The sequence below is a fragment of the Bordetella tumulicola genome (assembly GCF_965138755.1).
Taxonomy (GTDB): domain Bacteria; phylum Pseudomonadota; class Gammaproteobacteria; order Burkholderiales; family Burkholderiaceae_B; genus Bordetella_A; species Bordetella_A tumulicola.
Genome location: NZ_CBCSFP010000013.1, coordinates 1 through 24,373 on the forward strand (window position 1 = coordinate 1; position 24,373 = coordinate 24,373).

Sequence of the window (24,373 nt, forward strand, 5' to 3'; positions counted from 1 at the left end):
CCGTGCTTATGGGCCGAGCCGTCGCGATCCACCCGGCGGGGCCTACCCGGCACATCGCAGGGACGTCTCAATAGAAAGCGCCCCCCATCAGCAAATACTGCCGGTGTTTACGCCACGGCTTTCAACGGTGCTTCATGCTTCGCACGCTGCAGTCGTGCCGCGGCGTCGCGCAGTGCGGTGCGCAGGCCTTCTTCGATGACGGGATGGTAGAACGGCATGTCGAGCATCTGCGCGACGGTGAGTTCTTGTTGGACGGCCCAGGCGAGTAAGTGGCCGATGTGTTCCGCAGCGGGGCCGACCATTTCGGCGCCGAGGAATCGACCGGTATCGACGGCGGCGTAGACGTGCAGCATGCCTTTGTTTTTAAGCATGACGCGTGAGCGGCCCTGGTCGCCAAAGTCGACTTCGCCGGTGACGTAATTGTTTTTGGGCAGGCGGGTATAGGGCGTACCGACGAGAGCAATCTGCGGGTCGGAGAAAACGACGCCAAGTGGGGCGCGACGCAGACCGGGTTGTACGTTGGGATATTGGGCGGCGTTTTGGCCTGCAATACGCCCTTCGTCAGCGGCTTCATGCAACAGGGGCACATCTGCGTTGGCGTCGCCGGCGATAAAGATCGACGAATTGCCTGCTTGCAGGGTGTTGCGGTCGAACTCGGGGATGCCACGGGCGTCTCGCACGAGGCTGGTATTTTGCAGGTCCAGATGATCGACGTTAGGACGGCGGCCGGTGGCGATGAGAGCGTAGTCGAAGCGCTCGGTGCGCTCCGTGTTGTCGAGGGCGATGTAGCGGATTTCGACTTGATCGCCAACGCGAGTGGTGGAGAGAACGCGAGCGTCGGGATCGAGGTAGAACTCGTCCTGGAAAGTGCGGCGTGCGCGTTGGCGTACGGCGGGATCGCTCAGGCCACCGAGGCTGCCGCTGACACCGAATACGCGGACGTTGACGCCCAGACGTGCGAGGGCCTGGCCGAGTTCGAGGCCGATCACGCCGGGGCCGAATACAGCGACGCTACGCGGCAGGTCGTCCCAGGAAAAGACATCGTCGTTGACGACAAGGCGGTCACCGAGGGCCAGGAATGGCTGCGGGATGGCCGGGCGCGAGCCGGTGGCGATGACGATGCTATGGGCGTGGATTTCGAGCGTGTCATCGACGCGCAAGACCGTGTCGGAGACGAATTTTGCGTAGCCGGGGATCTTGTCTTCGGCGGGGATATTTTCGACGCCTTCGAGTACGAAGCCAACAAAGCGATCACGTTCGCTGCGCACCCGGGCCATGACTTCGCGGCCGTCTACGCGGATGGCGCCGTCGACGTGAACGCCGAAGGGTGCTGTGTGGGCAGCGCTGTGGGCGGCTTCGGCGGCAGCGATCAGCAATTTGGAGGGCATGCATCCTACGCGGGCACATGTCGTACCGTAGGGGCCGCCTTCGATCAACAAGGCGCGTTTGCCGGCGGCGCGTGCCGCACGATAGGCCGCCAGCCCGGCGGTGCCAGCGCCAATGACGGCGATGTCGGTATGTTGAATTTTCATTTTTTCTCCTGCTACGAGACAGGCGCCGCACGCATGACGCAGGCGCGCCGAAAACAAACGCCCGCACAGCCGCCATGATGGGCAGCGCGGGCGTGGTGATACAGACGAATGGTGTCTTGGCCGTCTCGGGATATTTCCCCGAGACTCGCCGGCACGTTAGGCGAAGTGCGCCTTCAGGTCTTCCAGGCCGCCGATCAGTTGGCCGTTGATGAATACCTGGGGAGCGGTGGCTTTGCCAGCGACGGCGCCGATGACACGGCCACGAACTTTGTGTTCCAGGGGGATTTCAACTGCGTCGTAGCCCTTGGCGGTCAGCAGTTCCTTGGCTTCTATGCAGAAGGGGCAACCGGGCTTGGAAAACACCACGACCTGGTCGGGTTTCTTGGCGTCCGGGGCGAAGTAGGCCAGCATGGTGTCGGCGTCGGAGACTTCAAACGGATCGCCGTCTTTTTCCGGCTCGATGAACATCTTTTGAACCACGCCGTCCTTGACGAGCATGGAGTAGCGCCAGCTGCGCTTGCCAAAGCCAAGGTCGCGCTTGTCGACCAGCATGCCCATGCCTTCGGTGAAGTCGCCATTGCCGTCGGGCAGCAAGGTGATGTTGGCGGATTCTTGGTCCTTGGCCCATTCGTTCATGACGAAGGTATCGTTGACCGAGACACAAACGATGCTGTCGACGCCGGCGGCACGGAAGGCGGGAGCCAGTTCGTTATAACGCGGCAGGTGGGTGGACGAGCAGGTGGGCGTGAACGCGCCCGGCAGGGAGAAGACAACAACGGTCTTGTTCTTGAAGATATCATCGGTCGTCACTTGCTTCCATTCATTGCCTTCACGAACGGGAAAAGTGGCGTTAGGAACACGTTGGCCTTCACGATTTTGCAACATTCAATCATCTCCTGATGTAGTGGGTGGTCTCGAGCGACCATGTAAAGATGATAAATATTTACTATTAATAAGTCTAATTTAATTATTTTAATTGATTGATAGTTAAATTCAATCAAATTGAAATTTAGAAAATATAAAAACAATAGCCGAATAACACTCAGCCATTGTTTTGATGAAAAAGTTCACCAGGGACGGATCACTGGGATCTGATCGTATAGATTGGTCATTCGATCAGACCCGCAGGAGGCGGTCAGAGGGATCGGGTAACGTAGATCAGCCGACTTGCGCCTCGTAGCCAGCGTCGGCGATAGCCTGGCGCACGACTTCGAGGTCGGAGGTGCCCTCGACCATCACACGGTGGCCTGGTAGGTCGGTAGTCACGTTGGCGCCCGGCACGGCCTGCTGGATCGCTTTGGTGATCGTGCTTACGCAGTGACCACAAGTCATGTCGGGGACGTTGAATTGGATAGACATAGATGCTCCTGAGTCGTATGGGAAAAGAGATGCTGAGTTCACAGCATATGCGGTCTGTTGCGTCAGCAGTCTTTATAACCTGCTGAATTCACAGAACTTATGACCAGCATAAACCTTCCCATCATGGGAAAGTAAAGCCTACAATTAAGCTTGACCTTCCCATGATGTCAAGGATGAGACTATGGGCTGTGATCGATTTTGTCGGAGTTCGAGATGAGTGTCCCTGCCCTTACCCAAACTGAGTTCGCTATTAGCGGCATGACGTGTGCGTCGTGCGTCAAGCGTGTCGAGAAGGCATTGTCCGCCGTACCTGGCGTGAATGAGGCCAGTGTGAACCTGGCCACGGAGCGGGCGCGGGTGGCGTATGACTTGGGGTCGGCGGACGCACAGGCGTTGGTCGCGGCGGTGGCGCGTGTGGGCTATGAGGCGACGCCGATCACCGTGGATGATGGACATCAGGCGCGGCAGGCGCAGTCGCGTGCGGACGAGGCGCAGGCGCTGCGTCGTTCGTTTACGATCGCCCTCCTCCTGACGTTGCCGGTGTTTGTGCTGGAGATGGGCTCGCACATGATTCCGGCGTTTCATCATTGGATTACTGCCAATCTGGGCACGCAGAACAGTTGGTTACTGCAGTTCGTGTTGACGACGCTGGTACTGGCATGGCCAGGCCGAGTGTTTTTCGTGAAGGGACTGACAGCGTTGTGGCGGCGCGCGCCCGAGATGAATTCGCTGGTGGCCATGGGCGCGGGAACGGCGTGGGCGTACTCGACGGTCGCGACGTTTATGCCGGACTGGTTGCCCGAGAATGCGCGCTATGTGTATTTCGAGGCGGCGGCGGTCATCGTCACGCTGATCTTGTTGGGACGCATGCTGGAGGCCCGCGCCAAGGGACGTACGGGGGCCGCGATCAAACGCCTGATCGGCCTGCAACCGCGCACGGCGCGTGTGCTGCGCCAGGGCCAATTGCAAGACATCGCCATTGAGCAAGTCCAGGCCGGCGATCACGTGGTCGTGCGTCCCGGGGAAAAGATCCCCATTGATGGCGAGATCATTGAGGGCCGGTCGTTTGTGGACGAGTCGATGCTGACCGGCGAGCCCGTCCCCGTGGAAAAAACCGTGGGCATGCAAACCACCGGTGGCACGCTGAATACGTCGGGCAGTTTTACGTCGCGCGTGACGCACACGGGCGCCGACACGATGTTGGCGCGCATTATCAGTATGGTCGAGGCGGCCCAGGGTGCCCGTTTGCCGATACAGGCTCTCGTGGATCAAGTAACGGCGTGGTTTGTACCGGCAGTCATGGCGGCGGCGCTGCTGACTTTTGGGGCGTGGTTGATCTGGGGTAGTGCTCCGGTGTTGCCAATGGCGATTGTTCATGCTGTCGCGGTGTTGATTATTGCGTGCCCTTGCGCGATGGGCCTGGCCACGCCAACGTCGATCATGGTGGGTACTGGCCGCGCGGCGGAACTGGGCGTTCTCTTTCGTCAGGGCGATGCGTTGCAGGGACTGCGTGATGTCGACGTTGTCGCGTTCGACAAGACGGGTACGTTGACGCTGGGCAAACCCGCGCTGACGGATAGCCATGCGGTGGCGCCATTTGAAGAGACGCAGGTTTTGCGCTGGCTGGCCGCCGTACAAACACGTTCAGAACACCCTATCGCGCTAGCGATTGTCGCCGCGGCGAACGAACGCGGCCTGAACATCCCTTCGGCAGAGAATTTCGACGCCATTACGGGCGCGGGCGTGCAAGCCATGGTCGAGGGACACGCGATCCTGGCCGGCAGCGGTCGCCTGATGGCCCAACACGGCGTGGACGTCGCGGCATTGAGTGATCGCGTCACGGCGTGGGGTGAAGCGGGCAAGACACCCGTGTATGTGGCAATAGACGGCAAGGCCGCCGCCATCATGGCGGTGAGCGATCCGATCAAGCCGTCGGCCATCCATGCCATCGAAGCATTGCATCGCCAGGGCATCGAAACCGCGATGATTACCGGCGACAACCCGCACACGGCGCGGGGTGTGGCACGCCAACTCGGGATCGCCGAAGTCCGCGCGGAGGTGCTGCCCGATGGCAAGGTGGCGGCGATCCATGACTTGCGCAAAGGGGGACGCCGGCTGGCGTTTGTGGGCGATGGCATTAACGATGCGCCCGCCCTCGCCGCGGCGGACGTCGGGATTGCGATTGGGACGGGCACGGACGTGGCGATCGAAGCCGCCTCAGTCGTTCTCATGGCGGACGATCTGCATGCCGTGGCCGACGCGATGGCACTCAGCCGCGCGACGTTGACCAATATTCGCCAGAACCTGTTTTGGGCTTTCGCTTATAACGTCGCGCTGATTCCGCTGGCGGCCGGGGCGCTATATCCCGCATTCGGGATTTCGCTGTCGCCCATTTTTGCAGCAGCCGCGATGGCCATGTCGAGCGTGTTTGTGTTGGGCAATGCGCTACGCTTGCGGCGTTTTCATCCGACCCCGCGCTTGGCCAATGCCTAGGAGATTTTCATCATGAATATTGGAGAAGCCGCCCGCGCGACGGGCATCTCGGCCAAGATGATTCGCTATTACGAAAGTATTGGCTTGATCGATTCGGCCACGCGCACCGAGGCGGGTTACCGCGTCTATGGCGACAAGGAATTGCACACGCTGCGCTTTGTCCGCCGGGCACGTGATCTGGGGTTTTCGGTCGAGAAAATGCATGAGTTGCTGGCTCTCTGGCGCGACCGTGATCGCGCCAGCGCCGACGTCAAACGCATCGCGCTCAGCCACGTCGAGGGGTTGGAACGCAAGGCGGCAGAGCTACAACAAATGGCGGATACGCTGCGGCATCTGGCGCAGCATTGCAAAGGGAATAACCGGCCCGATTGCCCGATTATTCAGGAGTTAGAGGGAGACGCGGTTCGGCAATAGGGATGAGAAACAGTGGCGGAAGTAAATCGCGGCGGGCCATGGTTCGTAGAGTCGTACGCGGATGCAGCGCTACTATAACGCCGCACTCGTCGATCGACTCAGGTGTCCAGGCCGCCCATCAGGACGTACTTCACTTCTACGTATTCCTCGATTCCGTAATAGCTGCCCTCGCGCCCATAGCCGGATTGTTTAACACCGCCGAATGGCACCGAGGCCGTGCCCACCGAACCGGCGTTCAGGATCACCATGCCTGCCTGGATATCGCGCGAGAGACGAAACGCCCGCCCGACATCTCGCGTATAAGCATAAGCCACCAACCCGTACTCGGTGTTGTTTGCTCTCTCCACTACCTCCGCCTCGTCACGGAAGCGGTAGATGGGAAAGACAGGCCCGAAGATTTCGGTCTTGGCGATCGCCATATCGTCGTTGAGTTCACTCAGGACGGTGGGCTCATAAAATAGCCCGCCCAGGGCGTGCGGTTTGCCTCCCAACAGCACCGACGCGCCCTGCCGTTTGGTGTCATCAACCAGCTGCACCACCTTGTCAAAGCCGGTCTGGTTAATGAGCGGGCCCACGACGAACGCCTGTTGCATTCCGTGATCCACGCGGACTTGAGCAACCTTTTCAACCACGGCGGCAACAAAGCGGTCGTATATGCCCTCTTGCACATAGATGCGGTTAGGCGAAATACACACTTGCCCGGAATTTCGCAACTTGGCGGCCAGCAGGCCTGCCACGGCCTGGTCCAAATCCGCATCATCGCAGACGATGAATGGCGCGTTGCCACCCAGCTCAAGCGTCATTTTCTTGAGCGCCCGGCCGCTGGCAGCGGCCAGCAACTTGCCCACCGCGGTCGACCCCGTGAAAGAGATCTTACGGATGCGGTCGTCTTGGGTGAACAGCGTTCCGATAGCCTGCGGATTGCCTGTCACCATCTCGAAAACCCCTTCAGGAATGCCCGCTTTGCGTGCGTATTCCAACAGCTTGTATGCCGTCAGCGGTGTTTCTTCAGACGGCTTGATCACCATCGTGCAACCCGCCGCCAACGCGGTTGCCACTTTGCGCGTGATCATCATGAAAGGAAAATTCCAGGGCGTGATGGCCGCGGTCGGACCGGCGGGCTCTTTCGTGACCAGAATGGCGGCGTTGCCCGCGTGCGACGGAATGGTGTCGCCATACACGCGTTTGGCTTCCTCGGCGTACCACTCGATGAAACCAAGCCCGTAGTCAATTTCGCCCAGCGCTTCGGCAAGGCACTTGCCGTTTTCGCTGACCATGATCTCAGCGAAGATTTGCTTGTCGGCTTTTACGAGATCGAACCAGCGGCGCAGTATGTCGCCGCGTTCCTTCGCCAGTTTGCGCGACCAAGCGGGAAAGGCGCTGCACGTCCTGTCTATCGCTGTCTTTACCTGAGCGGCGTCCATTTCGGGGGCTTGCCCGACGACGGATCCGTCGGCAGGATTAATGACGTTGATCATGATGAGGGTGACTCCTGTGGATTTTCATACTTGGGCCATCAGAAATGAGGCTGGGCCCGGTCATTGAATAATAGATATAATGTGACCGACGTATCCATGGCTACTAGCCTCATATTCTTGCCTGATCCTATGACCTGCCATAATCTGACGTGACACGAGTAAGCTGTCAGACGTTTCACACAAAGGATGTCGTCTTGGATGCCACTGACAATGATGCGGCGCGCAGCACGCGTGCGCTGAAAGGGCGAATGGTGCCAATCCTGGAACGCCTGGCGCCTTGCGAGGGATACAACCTGACTGCCCTACCCGACGTCAGGTTCTTGCGCTCGAACCGCCCGTTGTCCGCCGTCCCGGTGCTGTACGATCCCGGCATCGTGTTCGTTTGCCAGGGCAGAAAGCGCGGGTTTTTTGGTGACCAGCTTTACGTTTACGACGACCAGCACTATCTGGCGGTCTCCGTTCCTGTACCGTTCACCATGGAGACAGACGCCAGCGCCGACGAGCCACTGCTGGCGATCTATATGCACCTGGACTTCAAGCTGGCCGCGGATTTGATGTTGCAGATCGACCAGCATGGCGGGATGGAACCCGCCCAACCACGCGGCCTGATGTCCACGCCGATGGACGACCGGTTATGCGAATCTCTGGTTCGTTTTCTGGAGGCCATGAGCGACCCTCTCGAGGCCCAAGTACTCGGGCCGGCACTGGTTCGGGAAATCTATTTCCATGTGCTCACCGGAGAACAGGGCGCATCGATGCGGGCGGCGCTGGCCATGCACGGACAGTTTGGCAAAATTGCTCGTGCGCTTCGTCGCATTCATGCATCATTCAATGCCGATTTCAGTGTCGAGCAGTTGGCGCGGGAAGCCGGAATGAGCGTGCCCACATTCCATACGCACTTCAAGTCGGTCACGAAGGCATCCCCCGTGCAGTACGTGAAATCGATACGCCTGCACCAGGCACGCTTGCATATGGTGCGCAACGGCGTGACAGCCGCGGCGGCCAGTGCCGAAGTGGGCTATGACAGCCCGTCGCAATTCAGCCGGGAATTCAAGCGCCTCTTCGGACGCAGTCCGGTTGAAGAAGTGAGGCGGATGAAGGCGGAGTTCGCCGTGCCGCCCGCGCATGCAGCTTCTATTTATGTGTCTTCACACTGAGAACGTTGCAGGTGTGGCGCTGACAGATTAACTCCCGCGCCGCCAGTCTAACGCCCGCCTCGACCTTAAGCGCCGCATTCTCCTGTTTGCGATAACCATTAGCCGTTAGGTCGTCTCTGACGCGCTAGCCGCAGCCGCTGCCTGTTTAGCGCGCAACGCCGCCGCGGCCTCCTCGGCGGCCAGCGCTTTCGCCAGACGTGTTTGTTCTTGCGCCGCCAGCACTTGCTCGGCTGGCAGCGACTCAAACACCGCGATCGACTCCACATGCCCGGTGTGCGGGAACATATTGATGACGCCCGCGCTCTTGAGTACGTAACCGCCTTCCTGAGCCAGAATAGAAGCGTCGCGCGCCAACGTCGCGGGATTACAGGATACGTAGACGATGCGTTGCGGACGTTCCTCGGGCGTTAAGAGCGATAGTGCCTGGGACACGGCCTGCGCGCCCTCGCGAGGCGGATCGATCAACATGCGATCAAAGTATCCCAGGCCCCGCAACCACTGGACGTCGACCTCGAACAAGTTCAACGTCGCAAAGCTTGTGCGATCGGCCAGGCCGTGGCGCTCGGCGGCCTCGAGGGCGCGATCGGTCAGGGCCTTGCTGCCCTCCACGCCGACGGCCTCGCGGCCCTTGGTGGCCAGTGGCAGGGTGAAGTTGCCCAGTCCACAGAACAGGTCCGCGACACGATCGGTCGGCTGCACGTCCAGCAGCATCAATGCGCGCGACACCATGGCGCGATTGATGTCGTGGTTGACTTGGGTAAAGTCAGTGGGCCGATAAGGCATGCGCAGACCAAATTCGGGCAAGGTGTAGGCCAGCGCATCGGCATGCTCGGGCTCGAGCGTGTGGACGGTCTCGGGGCCCTTGGATTGCAACCACCATTGCACATCGTGTTTAGCGGCGAATTGCCGCAGGATCGCAATATCGCCGTCCGTCAAAGGCTCCATATGGCGCAGCACCAGCGCCGTCACGCCCTCGCCCAGCGCGACTTCGATTTGCGGCAAGCGCGTGGGCTGGGACATGGCGCCGATCATCTCGCGCAGGGGCAGCAACAAATCGCTGACATGACGGGGCAAGACATGGCACTCACGCATGTCGGCGACGTAACTGCTTTTGCGTTCGTGAAAGCCGACGAGGACCCCGCCCTTTTTGGGGACAACGCGCACTGACAGGCGCGCGCGGAATCGATAGCCCCAGGTGGGGCCATGCAGCGGGGGCAACACGCGTTGCGGCCGCTGCTTGCCCACATGCCATAGCGTGTCTTCCAATGAACGCTGTTTGATCGCGACCTGCGCGCTGGGCTCCAGGTGCTGCATGGCACAGCCGCCGCAGACGCCAAAATGCGGGCAGCGCGGCGTCACGCGCAGGGGCGACGGGTGCAAGATTTCTTCGACGCGAGCGATTTCATACGACGGTTTACGGCGCACAGTGTGCGCGGTCACGCGCTCGGCGGGCAATGCGCCCTCGACAAAGACGACTTTGCCGTCGCGGCGGGCGATTCCCCGGGCCTCTAGGTCCAGGGACTCGATATTCAGTACTTCGGCCATTTTTTAGCAATCCAGGCTGATACGGGCAACCGGGCATTGTAAAAGAGGAATGCAAAGCACGCCTGCCGTGCAGCCTCAGAATGCCCGCGCGACCGAGAAAACAGCCCCGAGGCGGCCGGACGGATGGCCATTTTTGGTGGGTAGCCAGTTGTCTTTCGAGGCCCCGACAGCCGCTATACCCAATACCCAGCCGCTCAGGTCCTTGGTCACGCCCAGTTTGTAATCCACGTAATGACCAATGTCATCGCCGTCCATGTCTACCTGCTTCTTGAGTTTTTGGTAACCCACGTGCGCCACCAGGCCCCAGCCGTCGCCCAGGTCAAAATTCGCGGTGCCGTCCAGGTACCAAGTACCTTTGCTGTCTGGCGTACTAAAGAAATCGCTGGGGGTATACGAATACTTCAGTGAATAACTGTCATAGCTCAGGCCAACGTAAAGGTCGGTATTGTTGTAGTTGCCGTCTTTGGGCGAATCCGAACCGGGATAGTAGTAATACAAGGCACCGACATCCAGGCCAAACCCACCGCCGATATCCCCTTTCCAACCACCGTAAAAGTCCATTTCCAGATTGCCTTCCGGAAAGACGAAGTCCGAAACATTCGAATTCCAGTTACCTAGATAAAAGCCGGACGTATGCGACAAGTCAAAGCCTACCTGGATGGCGGGCCGGAAGTTGGTTTGGGAGTACCCACGAAACCGGTAATCGCTGACGATGGCGGCATTGCCGCTCAGCGAGAACCCGGCCCCCAACTCCGTCGGTTCAGCCTGTGCAGTCGTGGTAAGAGCGGTAGACAACACGAGAGGCAAAGCAAGCAGCGTGCGTTTCATGATGAAAATCCTGTGCGGGAAAGGAACGATTAGGAGGACTGCCGGTGTGTCGAGCCGGGTCATTTCAAAAAGATGACAGCAGCGCACTTCTCATCAAGCACTTTTCGTGCCAAGATTTCCGAGGTGATGCCCAGCCGTTGATGTGCCCCGGTAGGGGCGGGATTCTGCACCGTTGATGTGCAGCCAATACGGACGTCGGCACACATTCGATGCAATGTCGGTTCAGGATGGCGCCAACTTGGGGCGCAATACCGTGCACCCGGATACACCTAAGCGTGCGTCACGCTCATCACGACTTTTTTTTACCGTTCGCTGGACAGAAATCGTAGTCCGACCCCGGGCTCCGTGATGATGTACCGTGGCGCAGCGGCGTCGTCGTCGAGTTTGCGTCTGAGCTTACCCACCAGGATGCGCAAGTAATGCGCGTCCTCCTCGTGGGTCGGTCCCCACATTTCTCGCAGGAGCTGCGTCTGTGTGATGAGGCGGCCGGGTTGCGTGACCAGCAACGACAACAGCGAAAACTCCTTGCGGGTGAGTTGCACCGGCGCGCCTTTCAGATGCACCGCTCGCTTTGCGAGGTCTATTCTGAGGACACCGTCATCGTAGATCGGCGTGGCTTCGCCGCTAAAACCCGCAGTACGAAGAATGACGCGGATGCGGGCCATCAGCTCTTCAATACCGAAAGGCTTCGTCACATAGTCGTTTGCCCCACAATCCAGTAGCGCGACCTTTTGCCGCTCGTCCGATCGGACGGTCAGCACAATGACCGGGACGCGGGACCATTGCCGCAATTCCTTCAGTACGTCCTGCCCATCTCGGTCGGGCAGACCCAGGTCCAGAATCACAAGATCGGCGCCCTGACTGGCCAGAATGGAGAGCCCCTGCTCTCCGTTTTCGGCCAAAAAGGTTCTATAACCTTGCGATCGCACGCTGATGTCGATGAATTTTCGGATCTGCGGCTCGTCATCAATGATGAGCACGCGCGCCGCTGGCGTTGTCACCGATGAGTCGTTCACGGGATGCATTTCAAGTGCTCTTCAATGTGGGCTGTTCTGCCAAAGGGAGAGTAAGGCGAATGGTGGTACCCCGGCCCATTGGCCCCGGCAAGGCATCGACTTTTCCCATGTGCGCACCGACGATGCCTTGTACGATGGTCAATCCCAAGCCGGTTCCATGCCGCCCACGGTCGCCACGTTCGACACTGTAGAACATGTCGAATATCCTGCGTCGCTCGTCTTCAGGAATACCCGGACCGTTGTCGGAGACATCGATTTGAAGCTGCCCCTCGCCGTTACGCCGGACAGCCACCCGAATGGCTTCGCCTTCGGGTGAGAACTTGACTGCGTTCTCCATGACATTGAAAAGCGCCTGCTCAATGAGAGCGGGATGCGCGTGTACCAGAGGAAAGTCTGGCGCAATGTCGACGTCGACCTTGGCATGTGATACGTAACGTTGCAGACGACGAGAGGCGGCCCCGATCAGTTCGTCGACGCCGATCCAGTCGCGTGTCAAGGTCAATCCTTGCTGGCCCAGGCGTGTCATGTCCAACAGATTCTGGATGTAGCGATCCAGTCGTTCACCCTCGAGACTGATGGTTTCCAACAGGCTTTGTCGATCTTCCTGGCTCATGTCCTTGCCATAGCTAGCCAGACTATCTGCCGCACCGATCATTGATGACAATGGGGAGCGCAGATCATGTGAGACCGAGGATAGCAGAGCTGAACGCAGACGCTCGGTCTCGCCGGTCACCCGCGCCACCTCGAGGTCGGAGACCAAACGCGTGCGCAGGGCGGCCTGTCCGATGTCCTCGACCATGCTTTCAGCCAAACGTCGCTGCTCAAAGGTCAGGCGTGTCATCGCCGACGGAAACCTCAAGGCCACGACACCGAATGAGTCCTGGCCCGAGAGCACAGGTAGAAACCACCAGGCCGACTGCGTGAGGGTGTCGGTATAGCGACCGCTGGGCTGGCCATGCCGTTGTGTCCAGTCGATCGCGGCCTTGTCCTTCTCACTGATGTTCCGCTCGCAAGCCTGCGGGCCGGATTCGCCGTTGATGCGTATCCACGCCTCTGCTTGCAACGTCGCTTGCAGGACAGCGGCCCCTGCCCCGATGACCTGCCCAAGATCGGCAGCCGTGGACAACTGCCTGCCCAGGTTCTGCATGGCCGTCGCGTGAGTGTTGGCCGCGCGCAGGGCCACCACCTGCATGCGTAGTCGAGACGCGAGCCGGCCCGCGATGAGGGCTGCCGCGAGGAACAAGAGAACCGTCGCCACACCGCGCTGCGCACCGATGAACAGCGTAAAAAAAGGTTCGATGAAAAAAAAGTCATACGCCAGGAAACAGAGCACCGCCGTCGCAAACGCCGTGATCATTCGAGTGCGGGAGGCAACCAACAGAACCGCGACCAAGAACACCATGGACAGGTCTTCCAGGTCAAGGAAGCGTTTGCCCAGCGCCGCGGCACCAATGGCTCCCGCCGTCGCGAGAAGCACTAGAGCAGGCTCTCGGCGCGCCAGGCGTTCACGGTTGAAATCAGGCAAATGCCATGACCGCTGCTTGATCTGAGGCGTGCTGACGATCGTCAGCTCGTAGCGCGCGCCACGTTGTAGCAGTTGCTGCGTGAGCGTGCGATTGAAAATGCGTGCGATCGGCCGCTCCCGAGTGCGGCCGATCACGATGGAGCGGGCTCCCCGTGCCGCCGCCGCGTCCAGCAGTGCCTGCGCAATGTCCGTGCCGTGCAGGATCTCGGTAGCCCCTCCTAAGCTGCGAGCCAGTGCGAACGCCTTATCCAACTCCATCTGGCGCGCCTGCGCGGCGCGTTTGGCCGTATTCCGACGGCTGGAAATCTGATCGAGGTCGCTGGGTTGTGTGGCTGCCACGGACTTGCCTGTCTCGACGTTGACCACCGACCACGGTGCGCCCCGCCGTTCCGCGATCCGCCAGCCGGCGCGTACCAGATATTCGGATTGGCCTCGACCGTCGATAGCCACCAGCACGTGACGCTGAATGGCAATGTCATCTAGCCCTCGGGCTGTGCGGGCTTCCCTCAGATCCAAATCAACGTGATCGGCCACGGTCTGCATAGCCAACTCTCGTAATGCAGTCAGATTGGACGGTGAAAAGAAGGACCGCAGTGCCTGATTGGCCTGCTCCGGCATATAGACTTTCCCCTGATTGAGGCGCTCAATCAGCTCACGCGGGGGCAGGTCCACCAACCGAATGTCGCGTAACCGCTCGAATACGGCGTCCGGCACGGTCTCGCTGACGCGGATGCCGGTGATCTGGTGCACCACATCGTTCAGACTCTCCAGATGCTGGACATTAACGGTGGTGTACACATCGATGCCGGCGTCGAGTAGTTCATCGACATCCTGCCATCGCCGCTCATGGCGACTGCCCGGCGCATTACGATGCGCCAACTCGTCCACCAGCGCCACGGCGGGCCTGCGGGCCAGCAGCGCGTCGAGGTCCATTTCGTCGAGAGGCCGGCCTTGATACTCGATCTGCCTTCTTGAAATCGAAGGCAAACCGTCGATCAATGCCTGGGTTTCACTGCGCCCATGCGTTTCGACGATCCCGATGACGACGTCCATGCCTTGGCGTTGCAATTCGCGCGCACGGGTCAACATGGCGTAGGTCTTCCCGACCCCGGGCGAAGCGCCGAGAAACACGGTAAGCCTGCCCGCCGCCTGTCGGCGCAACTCGCCGATCAAGGCATCCGCCTGTTCTGTACGTTCAGATCCCATCGCCTCTCACCCGTTGCCACTTGCACCTTGCTGCCGCGTTCCGGGGTTTTTTCACCGAACCCCTCATCACCCATAGATTACGCCTTGCCGACGATACGGGCCCCGAGGCAGGTCTTGCCGCCACAGGTGACGGCAAGTATGCGCTCAGCGGGCTCATTGGGTGCGTGCCGGTAACCGGACGGGCGTATTGGCCGGCAGGCTATCCAGTGCGATGTTGAGTTCGAGCACATTCACACGCGGCTGACCCAACACGCCAAGCTGGCGCGATTCGGTGTGCTGCCCGACCAGTTTCACGACCGTCGCAGGACTGATGCCTCGGGCACGTGCCACGCGGTCGATCTGGATGGCTGCGCCCTGCGGACTTACGTGCGGATCGATCCCGGCGCCGGACTGAGTGACCAGGTCGCTGGGGACGACGGACGGCGCCACGCCATCCCTTTGTGCAACGGCAGCCCGGGTCTCATCGAGTCGCTTGCGCATATCGGGGTTGGTGCGCGCCTGGTTGCTGCCCGCCAGCGACATGGCACTATAGCTGGAGGCGGAAGGACGAGGTTGAAAATAGCGATCGCTCGTGAATGGCTGCGCCACTAAAGCGGAGCCGATGACCTTGCCATTAAGTTCGATCAGGCTGCCGTTGGCGGCGTTGGGGAAAAATGCCTGGCCCAACCCTACACCCACGAGCGAATATACGAAACCGAATCCGACGAGGACAATCACCGTCAGCCCCATAGCGGCCCGAAGCACACCCTTGTCGCAAACGCCGGACGCCGCTGACGAAGCCGTGAACACGGTGGGAGTCGTTGAAGTCGTCATGACATTCTCCTTAGACATTGAACAGCGCCGACAGCACGACGTCGATCAGTTTGATGGCGATGAAGGGAAGCAGGATGCCACCCACACCGTAGACCAACATGTTGTTGCGCAGCAGCGCTGTTGCGCTCGCGGGCTTGAAGCGCACACCGCGTAGCGCCAGCGGAATCAGCAACGGAATGATCACGGCGTTGAAGATCAACGCGGATAACACTGCGCTGGTCGGACTGGAAAGGCGCATGACGTTCAGGACGGCCATTTGCGGAATCGCGACCGCGAACAAGGCAGGCAGGATCGCGAAGTACTTTGAGACATCATTGGCCAGCGAAAAGGTGGTCAACGCGCCGCGGGTAATTAGTTGCTGTTTGCCAATCTCGACCACCGCCAACAGCTTGGTCGGGTCGGAATCCAAGTCCACCATGTTGCCGGCCTCTTTGGCCGCCTGTGTGCCGGAGTTCATCGCTAAACCGATATCGGCCTGAGCGAGCGCCGGTGCATCATTGGTGCCGTCGCCCACCATGGCTACAAGTCGCCCGCTCGCTTGCTCGGCGCGAATACGGCCGAGCTTGTCCTCGGGCCGGGCCTCGGCGATATAGTCGTCCACCCCCGCCTCGGCGGCAATACTGGCCGCGGTCAGTTTATTGTCGCCGGTGATCATCACCGTCTTGATTCCCATCTCGCGTAATCGTGCAAAGCGCTCTTTGATGCCGTGTTTAATCACGTCGGACAGTTCGATGACGCCCAGTACGTGGCGACCATCGCTGACCACCAGCGGCGTGGCGCCGGTGCGGGCAACCTGCGTCACGCGAGCTTGCAGTTCGGCGGGAATGTGCCCATCCAGGGATTGCACATGTTGAGCAATCGCATCCAGAGAACCCTTGCGGATCACACGCTCACCCGGTAGGTCCACGCCTGACATGCGAGTCTGGGCCGAGAACGGCACGAAGCGGGCGTTGTCCGGATCCGCGATCTGCTCGCCCTGCTCGCGGGCGAGCTTAACGACGGACTTGCCCTCGGGCGTAGGGTCGGCCAGCGACGCCAGCAGCGCGGCCTGGCGCAATTGGGAAGCATCCGTTGCGGCCAATGCATGAAAGGCAACGGCCTGGCGGTCACCGTAGGTGATAGTGCCGGTCTTGTCCAGCAGCAGCACATCCACGTCGCCCGCGACTTCCACGGCTTTGCCTGACTTGGCCAGCACATTGGCCTTGAGGGCGCGGTTCATACCCGCAATGCCTATGGCCGGCAGCAGGCCCCCGATGGTCGTGGGTATCAGGCAGACGAGCAGCGCGATCAGCAACACGATGTTGACCTCCACGCCCACAAAACCACCGATGAACGGTAATGTCACTACCACGATCGTGAAAGTCAGCGTCATCACCATCAGCAGGATGCCCAACGCAATCTCGTTAGGCGTTTTTTGCCGATTAGAGCCTTCGACCAGCGCGATCATGCGATCGAGAAAACTGTTGCCAGGTTCGGCCGTGATACGCACGACGATGCGGTCCGATAGCACCGTGGTGCCGCCGATGACGCCCGAGCGATCGGTGCCAGCTTCGCGCAGCACCGGGGCGGATTCACCTGTCACGGCCGCTTCGTTGATCGTGGCCAGGCCTTCCACAATCTCGCCATCGGCCGGGATCAATTGCCCCGCTTCGATCAGCACCTGGTCGCCCGCGCGCAAGTCGGACGCCGGAATACTCGTTTCTTTGCCCGACTCGTCGATGCGGCGCGCCATCAAGTTTTTGCGCGCCCGTCGCAGCGATGCCGCCTGGCCTCGACCGCGAGCCTCGGCAACCGCTTCGGCAAAGTTGGCGAACAAGACCGTGATGAACAGAATGACCGTCACCGCCCAACCGAAACCGGGCGTCGCGAAACCCGCCAACGTCGCACCTGCCGTCAGCACCGTACCGGCCCAGACCAGGGCCATCACCGGATTTTTAACGATGTGCTGCGGGGCGAGTTTCACGAATGCGTCGATCAACGCCGGTTTGAGACTAGGCTCGATAGTTTTACCCGAACGATTGAAGCGTTCGTTATCGTTTGTCGTATTCAATTTGGGTTCCTTCAACGTGCCAGTAGCGGCATCAGGGCCAGATGGTCGGCAACGGGGCCAAGGACCAGCACGGGCATGAACTGCAACAGCGTAAGAATGACGACAATGCCAATCAGCGTGATGGCAAAGGTGGGCGTTTCCACCTGCAGGCTGCCCGAACTCTCGGGTGCGCGACGCTTGCGCGCCAGCATGGCGGCAATCGCCAGTGGAATGACCAGCGCGGGATAGCGCCCCGCGGCCAGCACAAAGGCGCAGGTGACGTTCCACCAGAGGGTCGCATCGCCGAGGCCTTCAAAGCCGGAGCCGTTGTTGGCAAAGGCAGAGGTGTATTCATAGAACACCTGGCTGATGCCATGGAACCCGGGGTTGGAATTGCCCGCCAGGCCGGGCACCGCCAGCGTGACGGCGGTAAAGCCCAGGATCACCAATGGCTGCCAGAGCACCAGGACGGCAAGGAGCTTGACTTCCGGTCCCTCGATTTTTCGACCGAACAACTCGGGCGTTCGGCCCGTCATCAACCCCGCGATGAACACACTCAGCAACAGATACACGATGAATTGCTGCAGCCCGCAACCGACACCGCCCCAAATGGCGTTGATCAACATATTGGACATCGCCACCATGCCCGTCAGCGGCGCCGCCGAATCCAGCATCAGGTTGACCGAGCCGTTGTTGACCTGGGTGGTGGCAGCGGCCCACAAAGCGGAGGCATCCGCCCCCAGGCGCACCTCCTTACCCTCCATCAGGGCACTGTCCGACGCGGTGTTGTAAGCCTCCGACCACAGCGACAATCCCATGGAGACCACGGATAGGGTCAACATCGTCCCGAAAACCATGGCGCCGAACTTCTTGCGACCGGTAAAGGCGCCGATCATGAAAATGATCGATACCGGAATGAGGGCGATGGCAAGCAGTTCCAGAAAATTCGATAGCGGCGTCGGGTTTTCCAGGGGAACCGTACTGTTTGGGCCGTACCATCCCCCGCCATTGCTACCCAACTGCTTGATAGCCACCATCGGCGCCACCGGACCGAGCGGGATTTTCTGTTCCTTGAACTCCGCGGGCGCATCGATCGGACTGGCCACGGGGCCCGCCTGCAGCGTGGCCGGCACGCCTTGGGAAGTGAGCAGCACCGACAGAATCAGGCACAGCGGTAACACGAAGCGCAGCGTCGCACGCGTCACATCTGTCCAGTAGTTGCCGACATCGATCGCGACAGTGGAATCACCCGTAACCTGTGACATGCCGGCTTGACGACCACCGAATAAACCACGCAAGGTAGCCGCGACCACCGCCAATCCCATCACGGGCGTGATGACCTGCAGGCCGACGATTCCCGTCATCTGCGAGAAGTAGGAGAGTTGGGCTTGACCAGAATAGTGCTGCTGATTGGTATTCGTCAGAAAGGACACCATCGTGTGCAGCGCCAAGTCCCAACTCATGTTGGGGATGCCGTCCGGATTCAACGGCAGCCAGGCTTGGGTCATGAAAATCACCCAGACCGCCAGCGCAAGCAACAAATTACTCAACAGAAAGGCGCTGGCATAGCCGCGCCAGCTCATGCCGGTCTCAGAGCGAGTGCCCAGCAGCCCATAAATGGGGCGCTCGATCCAGCGAAATAGGAAGTCACTGCGCATGGGTGCGCCGCGCATGACCGCCGCCAGGTAGCGGCCCAGAGGCCACCCCAGGACAATCACCAGCACCAGAAACAATAAGAACTCAATCATGATGGGAAACTCCGTCGACACCTATGTGCCGGATGGGCGTGCGCGGCGCAGCACATCGGCGCCGTGGGTGCCGCCGAGCCTCGCGCTGTTCATATGCCCCAGGGCCAACCGGCCGAGTATTCTTGAAAAGCATGCTTGTTCTTCGCTAATAAATGGCGAAATAGCCATGCTCAAGTATTCAACTAAGTCCCGTAAATTCTCTATTCAAGGAAGGGCTTTTTGCGTAAATTCTGCGTAAATCCCGCAGATCGCGCGGCCAATAACCGCGTCGGCGTGTATTCACTGCAAACCAGCACGAATAGCACCGCCTTGGGACGCAGTGCACGACGACAGTGGTAAAGTTTTCACCTCGAAGGCACGACCATAATCAACCTGAGCCTATACCGATATGACCCGGGCGCTTGATGCCGACCATGGCCACACAGCGGACTTTCCCACATTCGAATCCACGGATTTTGCGGGCGAAGGATCGTTTTATTTCGATTTGGTCAGACTGCAAAGCCGACCGGAGATCCCGCGCGGCTTTCCGCACCGCCACGCCTACTATCACATCTTGTGGATGACGCAGGCTCACGGTACGCACATGCTGGATTTTCAGCATCTCGATGTGCGTGATCGCTCGGTATTTTTCCTGGCGCCGGGACAACTGCACGCCTGGAGTTCGTCGGTGGCGCCGCAAGGCTATGTCTTGAATATCAGCACGGCGTTCTTTACGCATATGTTTCCGCGTGCCGACGATATCGCCAAGTTTCCCTTTTTCCACCCCACCAGCGGCCACCCGGTGCTGTATCTCAGCGCGGAACAACACGACGACATGTTGCCGCTGTTGCAGGCCATGGAGCAGGAAGTGCAAGCACGTCAATTGGGCCGCTATGACGTCGTGCGCTCGTACCTGCTTATCTTGCTGACTCAGTTGCGCCGCTTGTATCCGGTGGATGAACGCACGCTCACCGCCGGCCCCAGCTATTCGCTGGTCAAGCGATTCACCTTGCTGATCGAAGAACGTTATCTGACATTCGGCAGCATCCGCGATTATGCTGATGCCCTGTTTGTCAGCGAACGCCAGCTCAACGAAGCCGTCAAGCGTACGATGGGCCGCACTGCCGGCCAACTGATCCAGGATCGCGTGGTACTCGAGGCCAAGCGCTTGCTGAGCAATACCGAAGCCGGCATTGCCGAGGTCGCCTTTCATCTGAATTTCGAGGATCCGGCCTACTTCACCCGCTTCTTTAAAAAGCACACGTCGCTGACGCCGGGCGAGTTTCGCCGCACCTTTCTCAGCCTGCGCGACTGACGCCGCGAAAAAGTGCAATTCAAGCACTGATCCGTCCTAACGGTCATCTTCCTATCCTGCGTACAGTGTCTTCAAGCCGAATGCCTGCCGCCACGCGGCGTGGCATCCATGACCGCTTACCCACGGCCACCCTCGAATGGCCGGGCACAATCGGAGACATATATGAACCAGACCCTTGCGCGCCTGTTGCGCCCCTTGCTGGCGACGACGCTGGCGATGTCCTGCGGTGTTGCTGCCGCCGCCTTCCCTGAACGACCGCTTCGCATTATCGTCCCGTTCGCGGCCGGTGGCGCCACCGATGTCATTGCCCGGACCGTGGCCGACGAAATGGCCAACAAGCTCGGACAACCCGTTATTGTGGAAAACCGCGCGGGCGCCAACGGCAATATAGGTGCCAGTGCGGCAGCCCGTGCCGATGCGGACGGCTATACGCTACTGATGGCGACGTCCAGTCACGCCATCAATGCCACCCTGTACCGTAACCTGGACTACAGCCTGACCAAAGACCTGACTGGCCTGTCCAACCTGGCGTCCGTTCCCTTGCTGTTGGTGGTCAATACCCAGGTGCCCGCCGGCACCGCCGCCGAGATGTCGGCTTACGTGAAGTCCCAGGGCGACAAAATCGCCTACGCCTCGGGAGGCACCGGAACGGCTGCGCACCTGGCCGGCGCACAATTCAATTCGCTGTCCGATGGACACGCCATCCACGTTCCTTACAAGGGTGGCGCGCTCGCGCTCAATGATCTGATTGGCGGACAGGTCCAGTTCATGTTCGCCAACCTGCCCGAAGTCCTGTCGCAGGTACAGGGGGGACGCCTCAAGCCCATCGCCGTAACGGGCAAACAGCGGCACACCGCACTGCCTGACGTGCCCGCTTTCAGCGAAACGCCCTTCGCTGACATGACGGCGCGCTCGTGGTTTGGTCTGTTCGTGCGCGCCGGCACACCGCCCGATGTCGTCGAACGCCTATCCACCGCCATTACCGAAAGTGTGGCCGCACCCGCCGTGCAAGACAAACTCAAGAGCCTGGGCGCCGATCCCATCGGTGACGGCCATGCCGCGTTCCAACCCTATGTGGAACAGGAAGTGGAGCGCTGGCGCGCGCTGGTAGAAGCCTCTGGCGCTTCGGTCAACTGACGGATAAATAATGAGCGACCATTCCAGACTGCGCACCGGCGGACAACTGATTGTCGATGCCCTGCTTGCACAACATACCGATACGGTCTTCTGCGTGCCGGGCGAGAGCTATCTCGATGTCCTGAACGCGCTGTATTCCCATCAGGACGCGATACGTGTCGTCGCCTGCCGCCACGAAGGCGCCGCCGCCTTCATGGCCGAGGCACACGGAAAACTGACGGGCCGGCCCGGCGTCTGCATGGTGACCCGGGGACCGGGCGCCACGAACGCCAGCATCGGCGTGCACACCGCTTTCCAGGACTCTACGCCGATGATCCTGCTCGTGGGCCAGGTCGGCCGCGATATGATTGAACGCGAGGCCTTTCAGGAAATCGACTATCGGCGCATGTTCGGCCCCTTTGTGAAGTGGGTGGCCCAGATAGACGATGCGGCGCGCGTCCCTGAATTGATGGCCCGCGCATTCGCGGTCGCGCAGTCCGGTCGGCCCGGGCCTGTCGTGCTGGCGTTGCCCGAAGACATGCTGACGGAATCGGCATTCCCGATCGACACCGCGGTGGCCATCGTACCGCAGGCACATCCGGCGCCCGACGCCATGCAACGCCTGCACGCCTGCCTGGCGCAGGCCCAGCGCCCATTACTGCTGCTCGGTGGCACAGGCTGGGATCTGTCCGGGCGCGAAGCCATCACGCAATTTGCCATACGGAACGATCTGCCCGTGGCCTGCGCATTCCGTCGACAAGACCTGTTTGACAACCGTCATTCCCATTACGTCGGCGAGGTTGGCATCGGCGTCAATCCGGCGCTGGCCAATGCCGTGCGCGAGGCCGATGTCCTGATCGCCGTCGGGACGCGGCTGGGAGAAATGGTGACCAGCGGCTATACGCTGCTCGACGTACCTGTGCCGCGTCAGCGGCTCGTCCATGTGCTGACGGCGGCCGAAGAACTGGGCCGCGTCTATCAGGCGGAAGTCCTGGTGCAAAGTGACATGAATGCCTTCGCACAAGCCGCGGCCGCCCTGCCCTCGGTCGACTCGACACCGCGCCGGGCATGGCGCGAGACGTTGCGCGGCAACTACGAACGCTATGTCGTACCGACGCCTCGCGACGCGCGGCTGGACCCGGCCGAGGTCATCGTGACGTTGCGCGATACTCTGGCACCGGATGCGATTCTGACCAATGGCGCTGGCAACTACAGCGCCTGGGCACATCGCTACTACCCATTCTCGCACCCGCACAGCCAGCTTGCTCCCACCAGCGGTGCCATGGGATATGGTGTGCCGGCGGCGATCGCTGCCAAGTTGCATCACCCCAATCGGCAGGTCGTCTGTCTGGCGGGCGATGGCTGTTTTTTGATGACCTCGCAAGAACTGGCTACGGTACGCCGATATGGCCTGGCCATCGTGTTCATCGTCTTCAACAACGGCATGTACGGCACGATCCGCATGCATCAAGAGAACAATTACCCCGGCCGCCCCATCGGAACCGATCTGTGCAACCCGGATTTCGTCATGTACGCGCAATCGTTCGGACTACAGGCCGAACGGGTGAGCCATAGCGCCGGGTTCGCGCCGGCATTGCAGCGCGCGCTGGCCTCATCTGGTGCAACCTTGATAGAGCTTGAAATCGAGCCCGAGATCCTGACGCCGCGCGCCACCTTGAGCGAACTTCGCGAACGCGCGTTGCGCGCCGCCGTGTAAACAACGTGTGCGCCCCCACAGGGCCACCGTAGAAAAGCCGTAACAAGCGGCATATAACCACCACAAAAAAGGAGACAGTAATGCACAAGACCTCAGCTCACCCACTTATCCGTCTGATGCTGACGGCAAGTCTGGCGTTGACATCACTGGCGGGGGCACAGGCCGCCACCACACTCAAGCTAGCCCATTTCGCGGCCGAATCACATCCCGCCCATACCGCCGCGCTGCAACTGAAGAAAAACGTCGAGGCACGCACGAACGGCGACGTATTGATCGAACTGTATCCCGCCAATCAATTAGGTTCGCCGCCCGATCAACTGGAGCAAACCACGATGGGCGTCATTGACATGAATCTGCCCACGCAGGGCGCCCTGGACAAGTACGAGAAAGCCTTCGCGACCGTCATGACGCCGTATGCATTCTCGAGCTACGCCGATGCACACCGGGTGCTGGATGGCCCCTTCTATAATTGGGTCGCGCCGCGCCTCGAGAAAAAGGGTTTGGTGCTGCTGTCGACCTGGGAATACGGTTTTCGCAATGTGACCAATTCGAAGCACCCGATCAATACGCCCGAGGATATGAAAGGCCTGAAGCTGCGGACCCCTCCGGAATTGCAGATCATGGCGGCACTGGAGGCGGCAGGCGCCACAACCACGCAGATCGCTTTTCCGGAACTGGTGGCGGCGCTGAACCAGGGCGTTGTCGACGGCCAGGAGAATCCCATCGGCGTGATCTATCACTTCAAGCTCTACGAAGTGCAGAAAAATCTGGCGCTGACTCAGCATGTCTACAACAGCATGACACACGTGATCAGTCGTTCAAGCTGGGAAAAGCTGACACCTGAGCAACAAACCATCCTGCGTGAAGAAAGCCGATCCGCCGGCCTGCTCATGCGCAAGCTCGTCGCCGAACAAGAATCCGCCGAAATCGCCAAGATCGAGGCCGCGGGCGTGAAGGTCACACGCCCCGACATCGCCAAGTTCCGTGCGCTCATGCAACCCGCCTATGACCGGGTGGCCGACTACGCCGGTCAAGAAAACATGAAGACTTTCCTGGACATGTTGTCGAAATAAGTGCGTCGCGCGGACGGCGCACGCAGCGCC

At 60.3% G+C, this 24,373-nt stretch carries 18 protein-coding genes; 7 read left to right on the forward strand and 11 right to left on the reverse strand.

What is annotated here, in order from left to right; translation table 11 throughout:
• Window positions 1-107: 107 nt before the first annotated feature.
• From ACNAZS_RS22995 to ACNAZS_RS23005, 3 genes are all read right to left on the reverse strand, one after another.
• Window positions 108-1,532 (reverse strand): dihydrolipoyl dehydrogenase, encoded by a 1,425-nt coding sequence (locus ACNAZS_RS22995; RefSeq protein WP_415792856.1) that lies wholly within the window; start codon window positions 1,530-1,532, stop codon window positions 108-110.
• Between the two features lie 156 nt (window positions 1,533-1,688).
• Window positions 1,689-2,417: a glutathione peroxidase gene (locus tag ACNAZS_RS23000; protein ID WP_415792857.1), complete on the reverse strand. Its 729-nt coding sequence runs from the start codon at window positions 2,415-2,417 to the stop codon at window positions 1,689-1,691.
• A 273-nt stretch (window positions 2,418-2,690) separates the two neighbouring features.
• Window positions 2,691-2,891, reverse strand: a complete 201-nt coding sequence (locus tag ACNAZS_RS23005; protein ID WP_415792858.1) for a heavy-metal-associated domain-containing protein — start codon at window positions 2,889-2,891, stop codon at window positions 2,691-2,693.
• 213 nt (window positions 2,892-3,104) lie between these two features.
• On the opposite strand from ACNAZS_RS23005, the gene ACNAZS_RS23010 reads away from it, so the two are divergent.
• Window positions 3,105-5,384, forward strand: a complete 2,280-nt coding sequence (locus ACNAZS_RS23010) for a heavy metal translocating P-type ATPase (RefSeq protein ID WP_415792859.1) — start codon at window positions 3,105-3,107, stop codon at window positions 5,382-5,384.
• 12 nt (window positions 5,385-5,396) lie between these two features.
• Window positions 5,397-5,798: a Cu(I)-responsive transcriptional regulator gene (gene cueR / locus ACNAZS_RS23015; RefSeq protein ID WP_415792860.1), complete on the forward strand. Its 402-nt coding sequence runs from the start codon at window positions 5,397-5,399 to the stop codon at window positions 5,796-5,798.
• A 98-nt stretch (window positions 5,799-5,896) separates the two neighbouring features.
• On the opposite strand, the gene ACNAZS_RS23020 is transcribed toward cueR, so the two are convergent.
• Complete coding sequence (locus ACNAZS_RS23020) at window positions 5,897-7,276, reverse strand: NAD-dependent succinate-semialdehyde dehydrogenase (protein ID WP_415792861.1); 1,380 nt, start codon at window positions 7,274-7,276, stop codon at window positions 5,897-5,899.
• Window positions 7,277-7,524: 248 nt separating this feature from the next.
• On the opposite strand from ACNAZS_RS23020, the gene ACNAZS_RS23025 reads away from it, so the two are divergent.
• Complete coding sequence (locus tag ACNAZS_RS23025) at window positions 7,525-8,433, forward strand: AraC family transcriptional regulator (protein WP_415792982.1); 909 nt, start codon at window positions 7,525-7,527, stop codon at window positions 8,431-8,433.
• 105 nt (window positions 8,434-8,538) lie between these two features.
• Here ACNAZS_RS23025 and rlmD read toward each other — a convergent pair whose 3' ends face one another.
• From rlmD to kdpA, 7 genes are all read right to left on the reverse strand, one after another.
• Window positions 8,539-9,978: a 23S rRNA (uracil(1939)-C(5))-methyltransferase RlmD gene (gene rlmD, locus ACNAZS_RS23030; RefSeq protein WP_415792862.1), complete on the reverse strand. Its 1,440-nt coding sequence runs from the start codon at window positions 9,976-9,978 to the stop codon at window positions 8,539-8,541.
• A 75-nt stretch (window positions 9,979-10,053) separates the two neighbouring features.
• Window positions 10,054-10,806, reverse strand: coding sequence for a TorF family putative porin (locus tag ACNAZS_RS23035; RefSeq protein WP_415792863.1), 753 nt, complete (start codon window positions 10,804-10,806; stop codon window positions 10,054-10,056).
• 302 nt (window positions 10,807-11,108) lie between these two features.
• On the reverse strand, window positions 11,109-11,831 hold the full coding sequence (locus ACNAZS_RS23040; protein ID WP_415792864.1) for a response regulator: 723 nt from the start codon (window positions 11,829-11,831) through the stop codon (window positions 11,109-11,111).
• A 1-nt stretch (window position 11,832) separates the two neighbouring features.
• A complete protein-coding gene (locus ACNAZS_RS23045; RefSeq protein WP_415792865.1) occupies window positions 11,833-14,553 on the reverse strand; it encodes an ATP-binding protein in 2,721 nt (906 codons plus the stop codon).
• Window positions 14,554-14,706: 153 nt separating this feature from the next.
• Window positions 14,707-15,366 (reverse strand): potassium-transporting ATPase subunit KdpC, encoded by a 660-nt coding sequence (gene kdpC, locus ACNAZS_RS23050; RefSeq protein ID WP_415792866.1) that lies wholly within the window; start codon window positions 15,364-15,366, stop codon window positions 14,707-14,709.
• Between the two features lie 10 nt (window positions 15,367-15,376).
• Window positions 15,377-17,416 carry a potassium-transporting ATPase subunit KdpB gene (gene kdpB, locus ACNAZS_RS23055; RefSeq protein ID WP_415792867.1) on the reverse strand — a complete coding sequence of 680 codons (2,040 nt, stop codon included), beginning with the start codon at window positions 17,414-17,416 and terminating at the stop codon, window positions 15,377-15,379.
• A gap of 11 nt (window positions 17,417-17,427) precedes the next feature.
• Window positions 17,428-19,143 (reverse strand): potassium-transporting ATPase subunit KdpA, encoded by a 1,716-nt coding sequence (kdpA, locus tag ACNAZS_RS23060; RefSeq protein ID WP_415792868.1) that lies wholly within the window; start codon window positions 19,141-19,143, stop codon window positions 17,428-17,430.
• 388 nt (window positions 19,144-19,531) lie between these two features.
• Between kdpA and ACNAZS_RS23065 the strand changes: the two genes are divergently transcribed.
• The 4 genes from ACNAZS_RS23065 to ACNAZS_RS23080 all read left to right on the forward strand — a co-directional run bounded on the left by ACNAZS_RS23065 (window position 19,532) and on the right by ACNAZS_RS23080 (window position 24,343).
• Window positions 19,532-20,437 (forward strand): helix-turn-helix domain-containing protein, encoded by a 906-nt coding sequence (locus ACNAZS_RS23065; protein WP_415792869.1) that lies wholly within the window; start codon window positions 19,532-19,534, stop codon window positions 20,435-20,437.
• Window positions 20,438-20,599: 162 nt separating this feature from the next.
• A complete protein-coding gene (locus ACNAZS_RS23070; RefSeq protein WP_415792870.1) occupies window positions 20,600-21,574 on the forward strand; it encodes a tripartite tricarboxylate transporter substrate binding protein in 975 nt (324 codons plus the stop codon).
• A gap of 10 nt (window positions 21,575-21,584) precedes the next feature.
• Window positions 21,585-23,270, forward strand: a complete 1,686-nt coding sequence (locus tag ACNAZS_RS23075) for a thiamine pyrophosphate-binding protein (RefSeq protein ID WP_415792871.1) — start codon at window positions 21,585-21,587, stop codon at window positions 23,268-23,270.
• A gap of 80 nt (window positions 23,271-23,350) precedes the next feature.
• Entirely contained in the window at window positions 23,351-24,343 is a 993-nt protein-coding gene (locus ACNAZS_RS23080) for a TRAP transporter substrate-binding protein (RefSeq protein ID WP_415792872.1), read from the forward strand.
• Window positions 24,344-24,373 lie beyond the last annotated feature (30 nt).